The organism is Rhizobium sp. BK538 (assembly GCF_014197575.1).
GTDB lineage: Bacteria > Pseudomonadota > Alphaproteobacteria > Rhizobiales > Rhizobiaceae > Rhizobium.
Map to the genome: position 1 here is coordinate 1 of NZ_JACIFT010000008.1, position 19249 is coordinate 19249.

Below are 19249 nucleotides of genomic sequence, written 5' to 3' on the forward strand. Positions count from 1 at the left end.
ATGTGGCTTCCATAACCTGTTCCTTCTGAGCGAGTGCTTTGATGCAGCCTCACTCTGCCAGAGCGTCGGCCGCTGTTCACTCCTCATGGGATCTAGAGCTAGTTGGACACCGCACTATTCTGTGCATTCCCGGACGATCGAAACCGATCGTTGACTATAATCATCAAGGTTGTCTCACCATTTATAAGCCCGGCCGCGGCATCATTCTCATGCACGACATCCACAATCGCACTGCGACAATGCTGCCGACGCTTCTTTCAACGCTCGAGGCCGAGGGGTATAAGGTCGTGACGCTGCAGTTCAAGAAGCCGACAGCGCCCGCCGAGATGGCGTCTCTCTGATGGGGCTATCGACGCTTGCCCGCCGGTTTCTTTCTGTTAAAACAGGCGCCAAATAAATCATACTTTTGAGTGAAACACCGAACGCGAGCCACCAGCATGTCACCTATCAACCTCGCCATCGTTGGCGTCGGCAAGATCGTCCGCGACCAGCACCTTCCTTCGATCGCAAAGAATTCCGACTTCCAGCTCGTTGCAACGGCGAGCCGCCATGGCACCGTCGAGGGCATCCAGAGCTTCACCACGATCGATGCGATGCTCGATGCAGTCCCGGCGATCGACGCAGTTTCCCTCTGCATGCCACCGCAATACCGCTACGAAGCGGCACACAAGGCGCTTTCCGCCGGCAAGCACGTCTTTCTCGAAAAACCTCCGGGCGCAACGCTGAGCGAAGTGGCCGATCTTGAAAGTCTCGCTGCAAGCAAGGGCGTTTCACTATTTGCGAGCTGGCATTCGCGCTATGCGGCGGCCGTTGAAGCCACGAAGTCCTTCCTCGCGTCGACGACGATCAAGAGCGTTCACGTCATCTGGAAGGAAGATGTTCGCCATTGGCATCCAAACCAGGACTGGATCTGGCAGGCCGGTGGTCTCGGCGTTTTCGACCCGGGCATCAACGCCCTTTCAATCGTCACTCACATCCTGCCGAAAGCGATCTTCCTGACGGGCGCAACGCTCGAATTTCCGGAAAATCGCGACGCACCGATTGCTGCCGATCTGCATTTCAAGAACGCTGACGACGTGCCTGTTTATGCCGAATTCGACTGGCGACAGACCGGCAAGCAGAGCTGGGACATCCTCGCGGAAACGGAAGCCGGCCATGTGCAGCTTGCGGAAGGCGGTTCCAAGCTGTCGGTCAATGGCGAGCTGAAGTTCTCGGCGCCGGAAGAGGAATATCCGGCGCTCTACCGTCGCTTCGCGGAAATCGTCAAGGCCGGCAAGTCCGACGTCGATCTCGCGCCTCTTCGCCATGTTGCCGACGCGTTCATGCTCGGCAAGCGCAAATTCGTCGACGCGTTTCACGATTGATAGAAACGTGCCGAACCTCCTAGTATTGTGAAGAGCTCACGGTCTGTCGCGGAGGTTCGGCATGCGAGACGATGCGTCTTATGGTCTTGGCTTGAAGAACATGACGGTTTCTCTCGCCGAACCCAATACCCTGTGGCAACAAGCCTATGCCAACGAGGCGCAAGCCATCCGACAAGTGCTCGGGGACATCGCAATCGACATGCAGCACGTCGGTAGCACCGCCATTCCTGGTATCAAGGCAAAGCCGATCATTGACATACTTGTCGGTGTCAAACACCTGGATGACGGTCCGCGCTGCATCGTCGCCATGGAAGCAATAGGCTACGATTATGCCGGTAGCGACATCGTTCCTGACGATCACATTTTCGGCCGCGGCATCAAGAATGAAAGCCGGACCCATCTGGTCCATGTCGTGGAGTATCGTGGCGACAACTGGAACCGGATGATCGCCTTTCGCGACGCCTTGCGTAGCGATGTCGGGCTCGCACGTGCCTACGAGCAGCTGAAGGTTGGCTTGGCCGGCGAGCATGCAGAAAGCCGCGCACAGTATACCAAGGCAAAGCAGGCTTTCATCGACGAGGTCGTGATGGCTTCCGGCCTGGGCCAATAGAGCTCAGGCCTTCTTCTCCCATCGCCCCTCGGATGTTTGCTGCCAGTATGTCAGGCTGTGCCCCTCACCTTTCAGCTTCTTCCATTGCGCGCGGGCACCTTCCAGCTGCTCTTGGTCGTGACCATCGAACATGAAGACGATCCGCTGATAGGTTTCAACCGGAGGTGGCTCCGCGCCATCGACGATAAACCGGACTGTCGCGGCGTTGGCATTCCCTTCGGAAACCGTGAGGAGAACCGGCTGATTTGCTGCCAGGCCCCGCTCATCAGTGCCATGCGGCAGGAAGCTATCCTCGCGAAATGTCCAGAGATGATGATCGAGCAGGTCGCGCCGCGCCGCGTCTTTCAACTGTACGGCAACCCGCCAGCCGCGCTCGACACTTTTCTCGAGCAGCGGCGGCAGGGCGTCCTCCAATTTGGATTCCGTCAGATGGTAGAACAGAACTTCCGTCATGACTCGTAGTTGGCGCGCACCAGCTCATCGAGCAGGCGCACGCCGTAGCCGGAGCCCCAGGATTGATTGATCTCGTCCTGTGGCGACCCCATCGCAGTTCCCGCGATGTCGAGGTGCGCCCAAGGCGTATCCTGCACAAACCGTTTCAGGAAATGAGCCGCGGTGATCGAGCCTGCGTGGCGGCCGCCGGTGTTCTTCATATCCGCGAACTTGCTGTCGATCAGCTTGTCATATTCTTTACCGAGCGGCATGCGCCAGAGCTTCTCGCTCGTCGTCAGCCCAGCCGCAGTCAGTTGCTCAGAGAGCTCGTCATCATTCGAGAACAAACCAGCATGGACGTTGCCGAGCGCAACAAGAATCGCGCCCGTCAACGTTGCCAAATTGATCATGAATTTGGGCTTGAAGCGGTCGTTGCAATACCAGAGCGCATCACAGAGCACGAGCCGGCCCTCGGCATCAGTATTGATGACCTCGATCGTCTGGCCAGACATCGAGGTGACGATGTCGCCGGGGCGCTGGGCGTTTCCGTCGGGCATGTTCTCGACGAGGCCGATGATGCCCACGGCGTTCACGGCCGCCTTGCGCACCGCGAGGACATGCATCAGGCCGGTGACCGCCGCAGCGCCGCCCATGTCGCCTTTCATTTCCTCCATGCCGGCAGCGGGCTTGATCGAAATGCCACCTGTGTCAAAGACGACGCCCTTGCCGATGAAGGCGATAGGGCTTTCATTGTCCTTGCCGCCCTTCCATTGCATGACAGCAAGTCGCGGAGGTCTGACAGAGCCTTGCGCAACGCCCAATAGGGCGCCCATGCCAAGCTTCTGCATCTCCTTCTCGGTCAGGATTTCCACGTCGACGCCGAGCTTCGCCAGTTCGCTCGCCTTGGCGGCAAACTCCACCGGGCCCAGAACATTCGGCGGCTCGTTCACGAGATCGCGCGCCAGATTGACCCCTGCCGCAACGGCTTCCGAGACCTTGATGGCTTCTGCGGCATCAGTGGCATTTGCGGTAACGATCGTCACCGCCACCCGTCCATTGCGGTTATTGCCGTCCTCGTCCTTCTTCTTGGTTTTGTAAGTGTCGAAGCTGTAGGCGCGCAGAAGCATTCCAAGCGCAAAATCCGCCGCCTCTTTCGCGCCGACGCTGGCGCCCGGCGCATCGACGAAGATCGCAACCTTTTCGGCCTTCTTGATCTTGGACGCCGCGACACCACCGGCCTTGAGCCAATCGTGAGCGGTCTGATCCTCCTGCTTGCCAAGGCCAACGACGATAAGCCGCTCGGCTGCCGAACCCTCCGGAGCGACAAGATCCAATACAGTCGTCGCCTTGGCGGAGAAGCCAGCGATCTTTGCCGCTCTCGAGATCACCCCAGCTGGGTCCGCGACCTTGGCCCCGGCGGCAAAATCGGCACCGCTTGCCTGCAGAAGGACCGCGTAGGCACCGGCGATCTCGGCGGAGGTTGCAAATGAAATATCGAACTTGGTTGACATATCTTCTCCAGTGGGATTGTCCTAAATCCGCTTTACCCGATCATTTCGGGTTTCACCCCCGAAGACAAGTCTTCGGACCGAAGACGTGGCCGCTTGACTAGCCGCCAACTCGTTAACGGGATGTCATCTTCGGCGCATATTCCTCCCGTGGAACTAAGTCCACAGGAATTCCAAATTGCTCTCTCTTCTAATGTCGGCAAAGACAAGGGCGTCTTGGCGCGTACGGCAGCCTGACAGCGATACCACACATGCGTTCGTAGGCCTCTTCTGTCTGTGGTGGTTGCTGCTCCTGCTGTTCAATGCCTTTCCGCAGATCGATATCGACGTGTCGGCGCATTTTTTTGTGCGCGAGACATGCAGCGCTCCCGCGACTCTCGGGGAGAACTGCGGTTATTTTCCCTACCGGCATGAGACGTACCTTGGGCTCCTGAGAACGCTCTTTTTCCGGCTTCCGTATCTCATCGCCATCGTGTTGCTGTGGAAACTGGTGGAGTGCTATTGGCACTGTGGAACCACTTTCAATGTCACACGCGCCCGCGCGTTCAAGATCGCTCTCGGCTCGCTGATTATCGGCCCCGTGATCCTCACAAATCTCATCCTCAAGACATACTGGGGCAGACCGCGCCCGTCCCAAACGCTGGATTTTGGAGGCTATCTGGACTTCGTGCAGGCAGGCTCCATGGCCGGACGATGCGTGTCGAACTGCTCGTTCATTTCCGGCGAAGCGGCAGGCGCCGGCTGGATTTTCTGTCTTATCTTCCTGATACCGCAGCCAGCGCGTTCGGCACTTGCACTGCCACTTGCTGCAATCTCGTTTCTGGCGCCCGCCATGCGGGTTGCTTTCGGCGCCCACTATCTTTCGGACGTGGTCCTCGGATGGCTTTCGTCCGTCGTGGTCTTCGTAGGTCTTCTTGCTCTCACCGATTCGCAACAGCGCAAAAAAAAATTGAAATTTGAATGAATTTTCGACGCCCGCTTGTCGCAAAAGCGAACCAAAGAGCGTAGATGGATTTCGCTGCATAGCGGCATCGGTTCGCAAATGGCGTTCAAGGGCATGAATGAAACTGCTTGAAACATACATACTCCGGCGTGTTGGCCAGATGTTTCTCGTTGCCCTGTTGCCGGTGCTCGCGATCATTTGGACGACTCAGGTTCTGCAGCGCGTCAATCTGGTGACCGATAGCGGCCAGTCGATGGGTTCGTTCGCCAAGCTGGCAACGCTGATCCTTCCGTCGATCATTCCCATCGTACTGCCATTCGCGCTTGTCATCGGCGTCACGCAGACGCTGACAACGATGAACAACGATTCGGAACTGACCGTCATCGATGCGGCAGGCGCCAAGCGCAGTATCATCCTGCGCCCGATTCTTATCCTCGCAGCCGTCATTAGCGCCTTTTCGTTTCTGGTAGACAACGTCGTCGAGCCAAAGGCCAAGACCGGCGTTCGCCAGATGGTGGCGGCTGCCTATGCGGATCTGCTCTCCTCCGTTATTGAGGAGAAGAACTTCCGCCGCATCGATACGGGACTTTACGTGCAGATATCGGAGCGATTGGCCGGTCGTGTGCTCAAGGGCTTGTTTGTCGTTGACGAGCGTGACCCTGCATTCGAGCTTATCTACTACGCACGCGAAGGCGCAGTTGACGAGAAGGGCACGTCACTCATCATGCATGATGGCGAGGTTCACCGCAAAACGCAGACCGGCGACGTCTCCGTTATTCGCTTCGATTCCTACTCTTTCGACCTGTCCGATCTGACACAGAACCGCGGTCAGGCAACGCTTCGTGCATCCGACCGCGAGCTTCCATTCCTGCTTAGTCCGGATCCGAACGACAAGGACTACATCGCCAAGCCCGGCAGTTATCGTGCCGAATTGCACCGCCGTCTGACGGATTGGGCTCTGCCGATGGTGTTTGCGCTGATTTCACTCGCGATTGCCGGCGATGCGCGCTCCCATCGTGAAGCGCGGCTGCATCCGATGGTGGCGGCGCTCATCTTTGCATTCGCGATTCGTTGGGCCTCATTTTATGCAGCAAATCAGATCGACACCGATCCGGAGTATATCGGTGTGCTGTATGCGATTCCCGTGATCGCCAGCCTCCTCGCAATCGCATCCCTGTCGCATCACAAGCGTCTGTCGGTCGTGTCCGCAATGAGCGACCGCATCGCCGCATCTTGGCAGAGCTTGCTGCAACGCTTCGGCCGGTCGGCGGACCCCTCCGCGGGAGGCAGTGCATGATCTTCGGGACGCTCGGCCGTTATTTCTTCCGTCGCTATGTGCTGACCACAATGTGGTTCTTTCTCGGCGTGATTGGCATTGTCTACCTCGTGGATTTCAGCGAGACGGCCGGCCGCCTTTCGGGCCTTCCCGGCTATACCGTGACCGGGGGCCTCGTCATGACAGCCGTGCGCCTGCCGCTCATCCTGCAGCAGACCGTTCCCTTCATTGCCCTCTTTGTGGGCATGACGGTTTTGATCGGCCTCAACAGAAAATACGAACTGGTCGTGACGCGCGCTGCCGGCATCTCGGTTTGGCAGTTCATGTCGCCCTTCCTTATCGGCGCCTTTTTGCTCGGCATCCTGGTCATGACTGTCCTCAATCCGCTGGCAGCATGGGGGCAACGCCAGGCCGCCATCGTGGAGAGCAACTGGCGCGGAGAAGGCTCAGGGCCGAATACCGCAACGCAAGTTCCGTGGCTTCGGCAGATCAGCGGTGGCGACGATGCGATCATAGGTGCGCATACGGTTCTCGAGAACGGCACGCTACTGATGGATGCGGTATTCGTGCATTTCGATTCGACCGACCACATCATCCTGAGACAGGACGCCGCGTCGGCAAAATTGGAAGATGGTTACTGGCTTCTAAAGAACGTTGTCGAGCGCCGTCCCGGCGAAGTCGCGGCGCGCAAGGATGAGGTGCGTGTCCGCACCAATTTGAAACAGGATTTCGTCCAGCAGAGGCTAACAGCCCCTGAAAGTATTGGATTTTTTGATCTTTCGAGCCGAATCGACGCCGCGAAATCCTTTGGGATTCCGACCAAGGCTCTCGAGACGCAATTTCATTCGTTGTTGTCCCAACCACTGCTACTTGTCGCCATGACTCTCATTGCTGCAACAGTGTCCCTAAAATTTAGCCGGTTCAACCAATCGAGGTCAGTGATTCTGGGTGGAATCCTGTCAGGCTTCGTGCTTTATGTGGTCACCGTGCTTGTAAAAGCATTCGGAAGCAGTGGGGTTGTCCCGCCTTTCGTGGCGACGTGGATTCCGGTCACCGTTGCCTTGGCTTTGGGTGCAACAATTCTGCTTCATCAGGAGGATGGCTAGTGGCGGCAGGCGACCGCAAGACTCTTAGTAAACAGTTGGTTGCCCTGTTCGTAGGCGCAGCTCTGTCTACCTATTCCAATGGCTTTCCTGCTGCCTTCGCGCAGGATGCCCTGCAAGGTTTGAAGCCGAACGTATCGGACGACCAGAAGCTGATTCTGTCGGCAAACGAACTCGTCTATAACAAGGACGCGCAGATCGTTTCGGCCATCGGCGGCGTGCAGATTAACTACGGCGGCTACAGGATGGTGGCGCAGCGCGTAGAGTATAATCAGCAGACTGGGCGCCTGATGGCGCTAGGCAACGTCGAACTCATCGGCCCCGATGGCAACCGCATGTACGCCGACAAGCTTGATGTCACAGACGACTTTGGAAACGGCTTCGTAAACGCACTCAGAATCGAGACCGCCGACAATACGCGCCTGGTTGCTGAAACCGGCGAGCGTGTTGGCGGCACGCAAATGATCCTGAACAAGGGCGTCTATACTGCCTGTTTGCCTTGCGCCGAGAAACCGGAACGGCCTCCCTTCTGGCAGGTCAAGGCTGAGCGTGTCATTCAGGACGGCGTCAAGCACACGATTCGCCTCGAAAAAGCGCGCTTTGAGCTCCTTGGTCATCCACTTGCCTACGTGCCGTGGATCGAAGTCCCCGACAACACCGTGAAGCGGAAGTCTGGCTTCCTCTTTCCTAGCTTTGTCACCGCTCAAAATCTCGGCTTCGGTCTTTCCGTCCCGTATTACTACGTTATTTCGCCGAGCAGCGATATAACGGTGACGGGCACAGGTTATACGACCCAGGGCTTCCTTCTGGACGCGGAATATCGTCAGCGATTCGAAAACGGCACGCACATATTGCGCATGGCTGGTATCAATCAGCTCAGCCCGGAGACCTTTACGCCCGGCACCAGTGATGCCGAAAATGACTTCCGCGGCGTTGTAGCGTCCAAGGGAGATTTCAGGATCAATCCGCGCTGGGCGTTCGGCTGGGACGTTATGGCGCAGAGCGACAATAACTTTTCTCGGACCTATAGTCTAAAAGGGCTGGACAACTCAACGCAGACAAATCAGGTCTACCTGACCGGTCTCGGCAAACGGAATTACTTCGATCTGCGTTCGTTCTATTTCGACGTTCAGGACGCCGATCCGAACGACGTTAAGGAGAAGCAACAGGCGATCGTCTATCCGGTGATGGACTATCACTTCGTGGCGCCGCAGCCGCTAGCCGGGGGCGAACTTTCCGCCGACGTCAACTTCACGAACCTGTCGCGCACCCATGACGACTTCTACAGTGTCGCGGGCTTCGACCGGTTCCGTGGCCTTGAGGGCCAGACGTCCCGCCTGACGGGCGAACTGGAATGGAAGCGGACGTTTGTCACGCCTGAGGGTTTCCTGATCACGCCGTTGCTCGCTGCCCGTGGCGATGCCTTGGCACTGAACATGACGCCACCGCCTACTTCCGGTACGTTTGTCTATGATGGCAATTATGATGACAGCAATGCGGCGACGCGTTCGATGTTTACTGCCGGACTGGAGATGCGCTATCCGATCCTCGGGACGACCGAAAACAGCACGCACCTGTTCGAACCCATCGTTCAAATCTACGCACGGCCTGACGAACGCCTTGCTGGCGGTCTTCCGAATGAAGACGCACAGAGCTTCGTGTTCGATGCGACCAATCTTTTCGAGCGTGACAAGTTCTCGGGCTATGATCGCATCGAAGGCGGCACACGCGCTAATGTCGGCTTCCAGTACACCGGCACGTTCGACAATGGCTACAAGCTGCACGGCATTTTCGGGCAATCCTACCAGCTGGGCGGCCAGAACTCTTTCGACACAGCCGATCTGGTGAATGTCGGTGCGGATTCCGGTCTGGAAAGTGACGTGTCCGACTTTGTCGGTCTCGGCGGCATCGAAACGCCGCAGGGCCTCGCCCTTGCAGCCTCCTATCGGCTTGACGAAAAGAGCTTGGGTTTCCGTCGCGGCGATTTCACGGCTGGCTTCCAGAACGACAATCTCCAAAGCCAGCTGATTTACACGCATGTCTCAGCACAGCCAGAGTATGGCTTTGCTGAAGACAACGATGAGATCCAGGCCAAGGGAACTGTTAAGTTCAAGGATTATTGGTCGGTATTTGGCGGCATAGCCTGGGATCTTCAGGACAACAGCATCGTCAGGAAAACATTCGGTCTGACCTATGAGGACGAATGCACGATCTTTACGATCGCATATAGCGAGAAGCGTGATACCACCGCCGAAACCGCTAGCGACTGGAGTATCGGCGCCAGGTTGACCTTCCGCACGCTCGGCGACATCAACCTCGGCGGCGCGGTGGATACCAACACAACCATCTACCAGAATTGACGGCGAGTTCAGTCTTACGGCGAAAGAAAGGGCCTTTCTTTCGCCGTAAGACTATGCAGGACATTGTCGCCAGTTGATATCTGGGGCATATGCTGAATTTTCAATTTAGAGCGGCAGTGCCCGTTTGTCTCGAGAAGGTATGCGCGCCGCGACGTAAATGCGCGGCGTCAATGGGAAGGGTCGATAGATGATTGGCGCAAGAAAAATCGTAACGACGATGATTGCCGGCGCGGCTTTCGCGATGCTGGCGGCTTTTGCCTCGCCTCGGACCGGCTCAGCTTTCGCTGCAAGCGAAGTCAGGGTGGTCGTCAACGGCACAGCAATTACCAGCGGTGATGTTGCCAAGCGTCAGGCATTCCTCCGGCTGCAGCACCAGAAGGCAGATGCCAAGGCTGCAGAAGAGCAACTGATCGACCAGACGCTGAAGCAGCAGGAAATTGCGCGCGTGCGCATGTCGGTTTCCAAGGACGACGTCGATGCATCGTTCGCGCGGTTTGCGACCGGCAACAAGCTGACGACCGATCAGATGACGCAGATTCTCGAGCGCGCCGGCGTCGGTGTCGTGCATTTCAAGGCTTTTATTGCCGTGCAGATGAGCTGGCCGCGTCTTGTCAATGCACGCTACGGCTCAAGCACCCGTATGTCGAATTCCGACCTTGTTGCGCGCATGATGGAGAACAAACAGAAGCCGGAAACCACGGAATATATTCTGCAGCAGATGATCTTCGTCGTCCCCGCCAGCAAGAAGGGCATCGTAGGCAAGCGCAAGAGCGAGGCCGAAGCATCCCGGTCGAAGTATCCAGGTTGCGAGCAGGCCAAGGTGTTTGCCGCAACGATGCGCGACGTATCGGTGCGCGAGCTCGGTCGTGTTCTCGCGCCGGAACTTCCGGCCGAATGGAAGCCGCTTGTCGAGCAGGCTAAGGGCAACACGACAGCCACGCGCGTAACGGACAGGGGCGTTGAATACATTGCCATCTGCAGCCAGCGCCAGGTTTCCGATGACCAGGCTGCGGAATTGGTGTTCCGCCAGGAAGATCTCGATAAGGCGAAGGCGGGGAAGAACGCACCTCCGGAGAATCCGAACGCCCAGAAATACATGGAAGAACTGCGCAAGAAGGCGCAGATCATGCGTCCCTGAGCAAAATGACGATCTCGTTCTCGCGCCCGCTTGCTCTGAGTCAGGGGGATCCGGCTGGTGTCGGCCCTGACATTACATTGCTGGCCTGGATGCGACGTAGGGAGCTTGGTCTTCCTCCGTTCGTGTTTATTGGCGATCCTGATGTGTTGGCGTTGCGTGCCAAGCTGCTGGGCCTGACGGTTGCCATTCGCGAGACCGATTGCGCCAACGCCAATGACGTCTTTGTCGACGCCCTCCCCGTGCTTCCCATATCTGCAGGTATTGAGGTGGTTGCGGGTGAGCCCCATGTCGCGACAGCCAAGGCCACGATCGCCGCGATCGAAAAAGCCGTATCGCTGACGATATCAGGTGGGGCCCTTGGCGTCGTCACCAATCCAATCGCCAAGTCGGTGCTCTATGAGTCCGGCTTCCCCTTCCCCGGGCACACCGAGTTTCTGGCAGATCTCGCCGCACGAGCGACTGGACAAGCGGCCATGCCGGTGATGATGCTCGCTGGTCCAAAGCTCCGCACCATTCCGGTCACGATCCATATTCCCCTTAAGGATGTGCCTCAAGCACTCAATGCGGAACTCATCATCAAGACCTGCCGAATTGCCGATGCCGATCTCAGGTCTCGCTTCGGGATCGCGAGTCCCCGCCTCGCAATTGCCGGTCTCAATCCGCACGCGGGGGAAGATGGTACCATCGGCAAAGAGGATGAAGCGGTCATCAAGCCGGCCATTCAATTTCTGAGGTCCAAGGGCATCAACGCAATTGGGCCGCTGCCCGCCGATACCATGTTCCACGATGAGGCCAGGGCGCGCTACGACGTTGCGATCTGCATGTACCACGACCAGGCCCTGATACCGGCCAAGGCGCTTGGTTTCGACGACTCGGTCAACGTGACACTTGGATTGCCCTTCGTGCGCACCTCGCCTGATCATGGCACCGCCTTCGGCATTGCCGGCAAAGGGCTTGCCCGCGAAAGCAGCCTCGTCGCGGCCCTAAAGCTCGCAGGCCACCTCGGACGCACCACGGAAGGGCGCATTTGATGGCTGCCTTGGATGGGCTTCCGCCTCTTCGCGACGTCATTCAACGCCATGGCCTCGATGCACGAAAGGCCCTCGGCCAGAACTTCCTGCTCGATCTCAACCTGACGCAGAAGGTTGCTCGAACAGCCGGCTCGCTGGAGGGGGTCACGGTCTTCGAAGTCGGCCCGGGTCCGGGCGGTTTGACGCGCGCCATTCTGGCACTTGGCGCAAAGAAAGTTGTCGCCGTCGAGCGCGACTCTCGCTGCCTACCGGCCCTCGCCGAAATTGCGGACCACTATCCTAGGCGGCTCGAGGTCATCGAAGGCGACGCATTGAAGACGGACTTCGAAGCTTTGGCACCCGATGGCCGTGTGAAGATCATCGCCAATCTTCCCTACAACGTCGGGACGCAGTTGCTGGTCAATTGGATCCTCCCGAAGCAGTGGCCGCCTTTCTGGGAATCGCTGACGCTGATGTTCCAGAAGGAAGTGGGAGAGCGCGTCGTCGCGACCGAAGACGACGACCACTATGGACGTCTCGGCGTGCTCTGCGGCTGGCGTACGAACGCGCGTATGGCGTTTGATATACCGCCGCAGGCATTTACGCCGCCGCCGAAAGTCACGTCGACGGTCGTCCATCTGACGCCGAACGAGAACCCCATCCCCTGCTCGGTCACCGATTTGGAAAAGGTGACCCATGCAGCCTTCGGCCAGCGCCGAAAAATGCTGCGGCAAAGCCTCAAACCCCTCGGGGGCGAAGCCTTGCTCAATAAGGCGGACGTAGATCCTCAGCGCCGCGCCGAAACGCTTTCGGTCGCCGAGTTCGTTCGACTGGCGAATTGCCTCTAGGTAACGTGCAGGCGATCTCTCACGCAGAGCGATAGCTTAGACCCTTGGAGACAGGTGGTAACGTCGAGCGGACCGGCTCGCAAATGCCTTCGCTTCAAACTTGCTGAACTTAGAGCTTCGGCTCTTCCGTCAACAGGCCGTTAACAAAGTCGAACAAGCCGTGGCGTCGGTCCCGGCGGACGCGCTCGGCATTGACGATGCAGCTCACGTTGCGAAACGCTTCGTCGAGATCGTCGTTGACGATGACATAGTCATATTCGCGCCAGCGTTCGATCTCGGCGCGAGAATTCAGAAGCCGCGTACGAATGACCTCTTCCGAATCCTCTGCGCGACGATGCAAGCGCGACTGCAGTTCGGTCATGGTGGGCGGCAGCACGAAGATCGAGACGATATCAGCCTTCATCTTGTCCTGAAGCTGCAGAGCACCCTGCCAGTCGATATCGAACAGCATATCGCGACCTTCGGCCATCGCGGATTCCACGGGTTCCCGCGGCGTACCGTAGAAATTACCGTGCACCTCCGCCCATTCGAGCAGGTCGCCTGCGTCTCGCATCCTCTCGAACTGCGGGACAGTGATGAAGTGGTAGTGCTTACCGGCAATTTCGCTGGGCCGCTTGGCTCTGGTCGTAACGCTGACAGAGATTTCGAGGCTATGGTCGTCCCTGAGGAGGTTGCCGGCAATCGTCGACTTGCCTGCACCAGACGGCGAGGACAGGACAAGCATCAGCCCGCGCCGGGCAATTTTAGTTGGTGTGCTCGAGTGGGCCGGGCTCATGTATCACTCCAGATTCTGGACCTGCTCGCGGAACTGGTCGATGACCACTTTCAGCTCGATGCCGGCGGCGGTAACGGCGGCCGAATTCGACTTCGAACAGATAGTATTCGATTCTCGGTTAAATTCCTGTGCAAGGAAATCAAGCTTGCGCCCGACCGGGCCGCCCTTGCTGAGCAGGTCGCGAGCGGCAACCACATGCGCCTTCAGGCGATCGATCTCTTCACGAAGATCCGCCTTCGTGGCGAGCAGAGCAGCTTCCGCATGCAACCTCTCGCGATCCAGCTTTCCCGACCCGTCCATGAGCATTGCGACCTGCGCGGCCAACCGGCCAGCGATCTCTTGCGGAGAGCGGGAAGGATCACGCTCGATCACCTGCGTCAGTCCCTCAATTGTCGAGACATGGTCCAGCAGTACGCGCGACAATGCGGCGCCCTCCAATTCCCGCATCTGCCGCAAATCGACAAGGGCGGCAATCAAGCCATCGACAATGTCGGAATCGCGCGCTGCAATCGCTTCATCGCCGTCTTCCCTGTCCCGGAATTCGATAATGCCTCGAATAGCGAGCAAAGTATCGAGTTGCAACGGCGCGGGATCGATGATGCCGCCAAGCTGGTCCCGCAGAGCGAGCACTGCGGAGAGAGCTTCCTGATTGAGAACGGTTTCGATGCGGCTCTCACCGGCAGAGACGGACAGCGACGCCTGCATATTGCCGCGGCTAAAGCGCTCGCCGGCAAGCCGACGCACGTCATTCTCCATGCGCTCCAGCCCCGGCGGGAGGCGCAAGCGCAGATCCAGGCCTTTGCCGTTGACCGAACGCAGTTCCCAGGCCCAACGCCAGCGGCCACTCGTGCCCTCACGCCGCGCAAAACCGGTCATGGACTGCAAAGCCATGCGAGCCTCCGAAAATCAGTTCGTCTTCTTTTTCTTCTGGGGAGCCGGAGCGGCAGGTGCGTCCGACTGCGTCTGGCTTTCAGGCTGTCCATCAACGACAATATTGGGGTCGGCACCCTTGGCCGCTTCCAGCTGACGCCAGCGTTTGACGTTGGCATTGTGTTCCTCGAGCGTGGCCGCGAACACATGCCCGCCGGAACCATCGGCAACGAAATAAAGATCCTGCGTCTTCCAGGGATTGGCGACAGCCTCCAGCGCATCACGACCCGGATTGGCAATCGGCGTCGGGGGAAGGCCCTTGACCACATAAGTGTTGTAGGGCGTTTCCTTCTTGAGGTCCGATTGATAGATCGGGCGATCCGCCGGTTTTCCGTCACCGCCGAAGAGGCCATAGATGATGGTCGGATCGGACTGAAGGCGCATCCCCTTGCCCAGCCGGTTAAGGAAGACCGAGGCCACATGGGCTCGCTCGTCGGGAACGCCGGTTTCCTTTTCGACGATCGAAGCAAGGATGATCAGTTCGTCCTTTGACTTGAGCTGCAGCGACGTATCGCGCTTGTCCCACACCTGGTCGACAAGCTTCTGCTGTGCCGCAGCCATCTGCTCGATGATCTCTGCCCGCTTTGTGCCGCGCGAGAACTTGTAGGTATCCGGACGCAGGCTTCCTTCGGCAGGCACGACGGTCGGCAGGTCGCCTTCCAGCACGGCATCCTCGTTCAGACGATTGAACATCTGGCGGACAGTGAGGCCTTCCGGAAACGCGACGGAATACAGGATCGACTTTCCCGATTTCAGCAGTTCCATGATGTCGTTCATGGAGGCATGCGCCTTGATTTCGTACTCGCCCGCCTTGAGGCTCTCGCCGTCATCAAGATGCGTCGTGGTGAGGTAACGGAAGATACGCGCGTCCGACACGATGTTGTTGCGTTCGAGGCTTGCGGCGATCTCAGCAACGCCGGCGCCGCTTCGCACGATGAAATTCGTGTTTGTCTCCAGCGGACCGGGATTCTGGTAGGCAGAGATCGTGTAATAGAAAAGGAAGACGGCCGCTGCGCAGCCGAGCACGACAAGCGTCATCAGGAAGTTCAGGAAAATGATAACTTGGCTGCGCGCCTTCTTCGAGCGCTTCGGCGGCTCGGGTACGCGTTCCGGCCGAAGCGCCTCGCTCGGCGACTTGGGAATGATCGGCCCGCTCTGCGTCTGCTGGCTTTCCTCGCCGATCGTCCCGTTGCTCTGGTTCGTATCGCTCACCGGCAATCCTCTAAACTTGGCCTCAAGTCCCGCTTCTTGCTAAGCAATGCGGCAAAATGCAGGTGGGGCCGCGCCGCGCAAGGTGCAGCCCCACTGTCAGGACGTCAACGCCTGCACTCAGGCGACGTAGCGGCGCAGCACCAATGATGCATTCGTACCGCCGAATCCGAAAGAATTCGACAGCGCGACGTTGATTTCCCGCTGGCGCGCCTTGTGCGGAACGAGATCGATTGCGGTCTCGCGCTCAGGATTGTCGAGATTGAGCGTCGGAGGCGCAACGTTGTCGCGGATGGCAAGCGTTGCGAAGATCGCCTCGATCGCACCAGCCGCACCGAGCAGATGGCCCGTCGCAGACTTCGTCGACGACATCGAGATCTTGGAGGCTGCATTGCCGACCAAGCGCTCGACGGCACCGAGTTCGATCGTGTCAGCCATCGTCGACGTGCCATGCGCGTTGATGTAGTCGATATCGGCGGGCGTCAAGCCGGCGCGCTTCAACGCCATCGTCATGCAGCGCTGCGCGCCTTCGCCGTCCTCTGACGGCGCAGTGATGTGATAGGCGTCACCGGAAAGACCATAGCCCACGACCTCGGCATAGATCTTGGCGCCGCGCGCCTTGGCGTGTTCCAGTTCTTCGAGAACGACGATGCCGGCGCCCTCACCCATGACGAAGCCGTCACGATCCTTGTCGTAGGGGCGCGATGCCTTGGTCGGATTATCGTTGTGCTGGGTGGACAATGCCTTGCAGGCGGCGAAGCCGGCCAGCGAGATGCGGCTGACCGGGGACTCCGTGCCGCCGGCGACCATGACGTCGGCATCGCCGAATGCGATGAGACGGGCGGCGTCGCCGATCGCGTGCGCGCCAGTCGAGCATGCCGTGACCACCGAGTGGTTCGGCCCACGCAGCTTGTGACGGATCGATACCTGGCCGGACACGAGGTTGATCAGACGGCCCGGAATGAAGAAAGGAGAAATACGGCGCGGGCCCTTGTCGCGCAGCGTGTAGCCGGCTTCGACGATGCCTTCGATGCCGCCGATGCCCGAACCGATCAGGACACCCGTCGAAACTTGGTCTTCATCGCTTTCTGGGTGCCAGTTCGCATCGTTCAGCGCCATGTCAGCGGCTGCCATGCCGTAGATGATGAAAGGATCGACCTTGCGCTGTTCCTTGGGCTCCATCCAGTCATCGACATTGAATGTGCCGTCGCTGCCATCGCCAACCGGAATGCGGCAAGCAATCTTTGCGGAAAGGTCGTCGATTTCGAATTCAGTGACCAGGCGGGCGCCGTTTTGACCCGCAAGCAAGCGGGACCACGTCACTTCCGTTCCGCATCCCAAGGGCGAGACCATACCGGTACCTGTTATAACGACCCGTCTCATCGACTGTATTCCCCTGCCTTTTATGTTCTTGGAGAACCATGCCAGAAATAAAAAGGGCGGACTCCGGGTCCGCCCTTTCATAAATGCTCAGGATTAAGCCTGGGCCTTTTCGATAAACTTTACGGCATCGCCGACCGTCAGGATCGAGTCAGCAGCGTCATCCGGAATCTCGACGCCGAATTCTTCTTCGAACGCCATAACCAGTTCGACGGTATCGAGCGAGTCAGCGCCCAGATCGTCGATAAAGCTGGCGCTTTCGACAACCTTGTCGGCATCGACGCCAAGATGATCAATAACAATTTTCTTTACGCGTTCTGCGATATCGCTCATGTCGGTTTCCTCGACCTTATGTCCTGATCAGAATGCCTTGTGACATCCCTACCCTGTTTCAGCCTGCGGCGCCCCTTAAAGCCACCTCGGCAAACTCTTTGAACCCGGCTACCAGAAATGTCCCAGGCTTGCACAAAAGCCCGCCGGTCCGTCTGCTTTCTCGGGAGACTGTTCACAGTCATGGCCCGCTTAACACGGTTTAAGTCTGCCGCAAAGCCAGAAAATCAACCCCATCGGGTTGGTCAACACGCTATTGCGGGGAAAATCTGCCCGAAAGGCAGTTTCCCGTTTCAGATCATGGCCATGCCGCCGTTTACGTGCAGCGTCTGGCCTGTCATATACGCAGCTTCCGACGAGGCGAGATAGGCGACGGCGGAGGCAACTTCGGCGCCCGTGCCCATGCGCTTCATCGGGATCGCTCCCATGATCGCTTCCTTCTGCTTGTCGTTCAGTTTGCCAGTCATCGCGGACTCGATGAAGCCCGGCGCCACGCAGTTGACCGTGACGTTGCGGGTTGCAATCTCCTGAGCCAGCGATTTCGTGAAGCCGATCATGCCGGCCTTGGAGGCGCAGTAATTGGCCTGGCCTGGGTTACCGGTGACGCCAACGACTGACGTGATGTTGATGATGCGGCCATAACGGCGGCGCATCATCGGATGCGTCAACTCGCGCGTCAGGCGGAACATCGCCGTCAGGTTCACTTCAATGACGTTATCCCAATCCTCGTCGCTCATGCGAACAAAGAGGCCGTCCTTGGTGATGCCGGCATTGTTGACAAGAATGTCGACGCCTTCGAGATCGGCTTCGGCCTTGACGCCGAGCGCCTTGACTTCGTCGCGGTCTGCGAGGTTAGCCGGGAAAATCTTGACGCGATCTCCAAGCTCGTTCGCCAGCGCCTCAAGCTTATCTACGCGCGTGCCGTGCAGGCCCACGATGGCCCCTTGCTTGTGCAGGATGCGGGCGATTTCTTCGCCGATGCCGCCGGAGGCGCCGGTAACCACAGCCTTGCGGCCGGAAAGATCGAGCATGGAAGTGTTCCTTGTATTCGTTAAATCTATCAGGCCATCAGGGCGGCAACGGCCGCATCGATATCAGCAGGCGTGTTAACGGCGATGCCGTTCACGGTCTTGTCGATACGGCGTGCAAGGCCGGTCAGGACCTTGCCGGAGCCGATCTCGTAGAGCGTCGTCGCGCCGTTGGCCGCGAACCACTCCACCGTCTCTCGCCAGCGGACCTGGCCTGTCACCTGCTCGACGAGCAGCTTTGCAATCTCGTCTGCGTTGGTCACCGGTGCAGCGCGCACGTTGGCGACCAAAGGCACGACCGGGTTCGACTTCTTCACGCCCGCCAGCGCCTCGCGCATTGCTTCGGCAGCAGGCGCCATCAGCGAAGAATGGAAAGGAGCGGAGACCGGCAGCAGGATCGCGCGCTTCGCGCCCTTTTCGGTCGCGATCGCTGCACCGTTCTCAACGGCCGCCTTCTGCCCCGAAATGACGATCTGGCCGCCGCCATTATCGTTGGCGATCTGGCAGGAGCCGACGGCAGAGGCTTCTTCGCAGACGGCGACGACATCGTCATGTTCAAGGCCAATGATGGCAGCCATCGCGCCGACGCCAACCGGCACGGCAGCCTGCATGGCATTGCCGCGAATGCGCAGCAGGCGCGCAGTGTCGGCAAGCGAGAAGGTGCCTGCGGCACACAGAGCGGAGTATTCGCCGAGCGAATGACCGGCAACGTAGGAGACCTTCGCCTTCAGATCGACGCCCCTGGCCTCGAGAACACGGATGACCGCCATCGAGACCGCCATCAAGGCCGGCTGCGCATTCGCCGTCAGCGTCAGCTTGTCTTCCGGGCCGTTGAACATGGTCTCCGACAACTTTTCGCCCAGAGCTTCGTCGACTTCGTGGAAGACGGCGCGTGCCTCGGCGAAGTTTTCGGCGAGATCCTTGCCCATGCCGACAGCCTGGCTGCCCTGACCCGGGAATGTAAAAGCAATGGTCATGCTATGTCCCTTTTATACGGACCTCTGG

The 19249-nt window shown here is 58.7% G+C and carries 18 protein-coding genes and 1 pseudogene; 10 read left to right on the forward strand and 9 right to left on the reverse strand.

From position 1 onward, the window contains the following. Positions 1-185 precede the first annotated feature (185 nt). From FHX09_RS11300 to FHX09_RS11310, 3 genes and pseudogenes are all read left to right on the forward strand, one after another. A pseudogene (locus tag FHX09_RS11300) lies at positions 186-341 on the forward strand (polysaccharide deacetylase family protein); the annotation flags it as partial. 96 nt (positions 342-437) lie between these two features. Further along, the gene (locus tag FHX09_RS11305; RefSeq protein WP_132591820.1) at positions 438-1364 is read left to right on the forward strand and encodes a Gfo/Idh/MocA family oxidoreductase; all 927 of its coding nucleotides are present in this window, start codon (positions 438-440) and stop codon (positions 1362-1364) included. A gap of 61 nt (positions 1365-1425) precedes the next feature. Beyond that, a complete protein-coding gene (locus tag FHX09_RS11310) occupies positions 1426-1974 on the forward strand; it encodes a GrpB family protein (RefSeq protein WP_132591818.1) in 549 nt (182 codons plus the stop codon). A gap of 3 nt (positions 1975-1977) precedes the next feature. On the opposite strand, the gene FHX09_RS11315 is transcribed toward FHX09_RS11310, so the two are convergent. Both FHX09_RS11315 and FHX09_RS11320 read right to left on the reverse strand, forming a co-directional pair. Further along, positions 1978-2427, reverse strand: a complete 450-nt coding sequence (locus FHX09_RS11315; protein ID WP_132591816.1) for a DNA polymerase III subunit chi — start codon at positions 2425-2427, stop codon at positions 1978-1980. Continuing rightward, positions 2424-3917 (reverse strand): leucyl aminopeptidase, encoded by a 1494-nt coding sequence (locus tag FHX09_RS11320; RefSeq protein ID WP_132591814.1) that lies wholly within the window; start codon positions 3915-3917, stop codon positions 2424-2426. Before FHX09_RS11320 ends, FHX09_RS11315 begins: the two co-directional genes overlap by 4 nt. A gap of 190 nt (positions 3918-4107) precedes the next feature. Between FHX09_RS11320 and FHX09_RS11325 the strand changes: the two genes are divergently transcribed. From FHX09_RS11325 to rsmA, 7 genes are all read left to right on the forward strand, one after another. Next, a complete protein-coding gene (locus tag FHX09_RS11325; RefSeq protein ID WP_132591843.1) occupies positions 4108-4878 on the forward strand; it encodes a phosphatase PAP2 family protein in 771 nt (256 codons plus the stop codon). Positions 4879-4975: 97 nt separating this feature from the next. Then, positions 4976-6154: an LPS export ABC transporter permease LptF gene (lptF, locus tag FHX09_RS11330; RefSeq protein WP_132591812.1), complete on the forward strand. Its 1179-nt coding sequence runs from the start codon at positions 4976-4978 to the stop codon at positions 6152-6154. Next, the gene (gene lptG, locus FHX09_RS11335) at positions 6151-7239 is read left to right on the forward strand and encodes an LPS export ABC transporter permease LptG (RefSeq protein WP_132591810.1); all 1089 of its coding nucleotides are present in this window, start codon (positions 6151-6153) and stop codon (positions 7237-7239) included. Before lptF ends, lptG begins: the two co-directional genes overlap by 4 nt. Continuing rightward, a complete protein-coding gene (locus FHX09_RS11340) occupies positions 7239-9596 on the forward strand; it encodes an LPS-assembly protein LptD (RefSeq protein ID WP_007800945.1) in 2358 nt (785 codons plus the stop codon). The genes lptG and FHX09_RS11340 overlap by 1 nt, the downstream gene beginning before the upstream one ends. Positions 9597-9783: 187 nt before the next feature. Then, a complete protein-coding gene (locus FHX09_RS11345; protein ID WP_132591808.1) occupies positions 9784-10734 on the forward strand; it encodes a peptidylprolyl isomerase in 951 nt (316 codons plus the stop codon). Between the two features lie 5 nt (positions 10735-10739). Next, entirely contained in the window at positions 10740-11765 is a 1026-nt protein-coding gene (gene pdxA / locus FHX09_RS11350; protein ID WP_184449983.1) for a 4-hydroxythreonine-4-phosphate dehydrogenase PdxA, read from the forward strand. Beyond that, on the forward strand, positions 11765-12592 hold the full coding sequence (rsmA, locus tag FHX09_RS11355; RefSeq protein WP_132591804.1) for a 16S rRNA (adenine(1518)-N(6)/adenine(1519)-N(6))-dimethyltransferase RsmA: 828 nt from the start codon (positions 11765-11767) through the stop codon (positions 12590-12592). The genes pdxA and rsmA overlap by 1 nt, the downstream gene beginning before the upstream one ends. A gap of 109 nt (positions 12593-12701) precedes the next feature. Here rsmA and gmk read toward each other — a convergent pair whose 3' ends face one another. The 7 genes from gmk to fabD form a co-directional block, all read right to left on the reverse strand. Further along, positions 12702-13367 (reverse strand): guanylate kinase, encoded by a 666-nt coding sequence (gmk, locus tag FHX09_RS11360; RefSeq protein WP_007800937.1) that lies wholly within the window; start codon positions 13365-13367, stop codon positions 12702-12704. A gap of 3 nt (positions 13368-13370) precedes the next feature. Beyond that, positions 13371-14258, reverse strand: a complete 888-nt coding sequence (locus FHX09_RS11365; protein WP_132591802.1) for a YicC/YloC family endoribonuclease — start codon at positions 14256-14258, stop codon at positions 13371-13373. A 15-nt stretch (positions 14259-14273) separates the two neighbouring features. Beyond that, positions 14274-15509 (reverse strand): endolytic transglycosylase MltG, encoded by a 1236-nt coding sequence (gene mltG, locus FHX09_RS11370; RefSeq protein WP_007800933.1) that lies wholly within the window; start codon positions 15507-15509, stop codon positions 14274-14276. A gap of 117 nt (positions 15510-15626) precedes the next feature. After that, a complete protein-coding gene (fabF, locus tag FHX09_RS11375; protein ID WP_037084008.1) occupies positions 15627-16889 on the reverse strand; it encodes a beta-ketoacyl-ACP synthase II in 1263 nt (420 codons plus the stop codon). 93 nt (positions 16890-16982) lie between these two features. Continuing rightward, positions 16983-17219 (reverse strand): acyl carrier protein, encoded by a 237-nt coding sequence (locus FHX09_RS11380; RefSeq protein WP_003547058.1) that lies wholly within the window; start codon positions 17217-17219, stop codon positions 16983-16985. A 290-nt stretch (positions 17220-17509) separates the two neighbouring features. Next, positions 17510-18247 carry a 3-oxoacyl-[acyl-carrier-protein] reductase gene (gene fabG / locus FHX09_RS11385; protein WP_132591800.1) on the reverse strand — a complete coding sequence of 246 codons (738 nt, stop codon included), beginning with the start codon at positions 18245-18247 and terminating at the stop codon, positions 17510-17512. 29 nt (positions 18248-18276) lie between these two features. Then, positions 18277-19221: an ACP S-malonyltransferase gene (fabD, locus tag FHX09_RS11390; protein ID WP_132591798.1), complete on the reverse strand. Its 945-nt coding sequence runs from the start codon at positions 19219-19221 to the stop codon at positions 18277-18279. Positions 19222-19249 lie beyond the last annotated feature (28 nt).